Source organism: Methylobacterium persicinum, assembly GCF_022179525.1.
GTDB classification, from domain to species: domain Bacteria; phylum Pseudomonadota; class Alphaproteobacteria; order Rhizobiales; family Beijerinckiaceae; genus Methylobacterium; species Methylobacterium persicinum.
In genome coordinates this window covers 1-2549 of the sequence record NZ_BPQX01000041.1, presented here as the reverse complement: position 1 = coordinate 2549, position 2549 = coordinate 1, and the positions used below count along the sequence as shown (strand labels likewise).

Genomic DNA, 2549 nt, shown 5'->3' with positions numbered 1-2549 from the left:
TGTCAAACAGCGTTGAACTTTGACCCTGGATCGGCGTCGAACTTTGACCCCTCTGGCGTGTGTGCCTCGACGCCCCTGATCAGACCGGCGTAGCGGGTCCGGGTAGCGCAGCCGGGCTGATCAGGGGTCCAGCAGGCGTGCCGAGTGTGCGGGCCTCAGGCGCGGTTCTTGAAGCGCCAGCTCTCGTTGCCGGTCTCGACGATCTCGCAATGGTGGGTGAGGCGGTCGAGCAGCGCCGTGGTCATCTTGGCGTCGCCGGCGAACACGCTTGGCCATTCCCCGAAGGCGAGGTTCGTGGTGACTACGATCGAGGTGGTTTCGTAGAGACGGCTGATCAGGTGGAACAGCAACTGCCCACCTGACTGTGCGAACGGCAGGTATCCGAGTTCGTCCAGCACCACGAGGTCGAGCCGGGCGAGATGGTCCGCGATGCGGCCCTGTCGGCCGGCGCGCGCCTCGGCTTCGAGCCGATTGACGAGGTCGACCACGTTGTAGAACCGGGCGCGTGCCCCGTCCCGGATGCAGGCCCGGGCGATCGCGATGGCGAGGTGGGTCTTGCCCGTGCCGGTGCCGCCGACCAGCACGACGTTGCGTTGGTGAGCCAGGAACTCGCCGCCGGCGAGGTCGCGCACCAGGATCTCGTTGATCGGCGTGCCATCGAAGGCGAACTCGGCAATGTCCTTGGCCAGGGGCAGTTTGGCGATCGTCATCTGGTAGCGGATCGAGCGCGCCTGCTTCTCGCTGATCTCGGCCTGGAGCAGGTCGCCGACGATCTGCTGGGGCTCGTGCGTGCGCTTCACGGCGACCTTGATGATCTCGTCGTAGGCAGCCTTCATCCCGAACAACTTCAACTCGCCCATGGTGGCGAGGATCTGCTGACGTTCCATCATGGGGCTCTCCTCAGGCTGTCGTAGCGGGCGCAGTCGGCGACGGGTTCGTGGCGCAGCCGCAGACCCTCGGGCGTCAGGAGGGTGACGGGCGCGATTGGCTCGCGCTGGCGAGCCAGGATGTTGAGGATGACATCGGCCGAGTGCACGCCCTCGCGCAGTGCCTCGGCGCAGGCGGCCTCCACCGCGGGCAGGCCATCGCCGAGCACGGCGGTCAGGATCTCGACCATCTGCCGGTCACCGTCAGCAGAGCCGGCGAGCTTGCGTCGGACGCGGTCGAGGGCGGCAGGCAGGACCCAGTCCTTGAACGGTGCGCCGTTGCGCAGCGCGCCGGGCTTGCGGGCCAGCACGGGGACGTAGTGCCAGGGATCGAACACCGTCTGGTTGCGGCCGAAGACACGGGCGTGCTCGGCGACGATGCGGCCGTCCTGGCGGATCTCGACGCGCTCGGCATAGGCTCGCACCTCAACCGGACGGCCGATGGCTGAGGCGGCCACCGAGTAGCGGTTGTTGTCGAAGCGTACGAGGCAGGTCGAGGAGACGCTGGCCGGCACGGCGTGGAAGCCGTCGAAGCGGCCGGCATAGGGTACCAGCGCTGCCCGCTCGGCCTCGAACCGCTCCCAGACGGTGCGCTCCCGCTCCTCGGGATGAGGATGGGCCTTGGCGAAGGCGATCACCCCGTCGAGCAGCAGGGCGTTCAGTTCGTCGTAGCTCTTCACCCGGATGCGCGGCGTGAACAAGCGCTCGCGCACCAGCCCGACCTGGTTCTCGACCTGGCCCTTCTCCCACCCTGATGAGGGCGTGCAGGCCACCGGCTCGACGAGATAGTGCGAGCACATCTGCAGGAAGCGGCGGTTGTAGGCGCGCTCGCGCCCGACGAAGATCGTCTCCACCGCGGTCTTCATGTTGTCGTAGATCCCGCGCTGGCAGGTGCCGCGGAAGAAGGCGAACGCCCGGTCGTGGGCGTCGAACACCATCTCCTGGCTCTCGCGCGGATAGGCCCGCACGAACGGCATGCGCGAGTGGCAGAGCCGGACGTGAGCGACCTTGACCGTGACGGTCACGCCGCCGATCAGCACGATCTCGTGGCTCCAGTCGAACTGGTAGGCCTCGCCGGGGGCGAACACGAGCGGCACGAAGGCGGGGGCGGTGACGGCCGTGCGCGTGCGCTTCCAGCCCTTGGCGTAGCGGCGCACCGCGTCGTAGCCGCCCTCATACCCGAGCCCGCGCAGGGCCTCGAAGATCCGGATCAGGGTGAGCCGTTCGCGAGGCGGCTTGCCGGCGTTCGCCGTCAGCATTCGATCGAGATGGTCCCGCCAGGGTCCGAGCTTGGGCAAGGGCTGCACCTCGCGCTCGTAGGCGAAGGCAGTCGCACCCGAGCGGATGACCTTGCGGACCGTATTGCGAGAGACGTGCAGGTCGCGGACGATGTCCTTGATCGCGCGGCCGCGGGTGAAGAACTCGCGCCGAATGCGCGCAATCGTGTCCACGCCCTTCATCCCCCACCACCCGTCCGGTCGTCCCGGAGGGCAGTCTGCGAGAGCAAGCTTCAGGGGGTCAGAATTGGACGCCGATCCCCCACCTCAGGGTGTCAAAGTTGCACGCCGAAACACACTAGAACGCCAGCCTCGGGGGCGTCGTATACCCCGGGAGCTCAACTGG

The 2549-nt window shown here is 67.7% G+C and carries 1 protein-coding gene and 1 pseudogene; both read right to left on the bottom strand.

Annotation, left to right across the window (positions count from 1 at the left end; genetic code table 11):
- Positions 1-155 precede the first annotated feature (155 nt).
- On the bottom strand, positions 156-887 hold the full coding sequence (gene istB / locus MFF22_RS17675; RefSeq protein ID WP_238250361.1) for an IS21-like element helper ATPase IstB: 732 nt from the start codon (positions 885-887) through the stop codon (positions 156-158).
- 5 nt (positions 888-892) lie between these two features.
- Positions 893-2386: pseudogene (gene istA, locus MFF22_RS17670) on the bottom strand (IS21 family transposase); the annotation flags it as partial.
- Positions 2387-2549 lie beyond the last annotated feature (163 nt).

What these genes read in the sequence shown, in the direction of transcription:
- istB (WP_238250361.1), bottom strand. Translation starts at nt 887, where the DNA reads ATGGAACGTCAGCAGATCCTCGCCACCATGGGCGAGTTGAAGTTGTTC.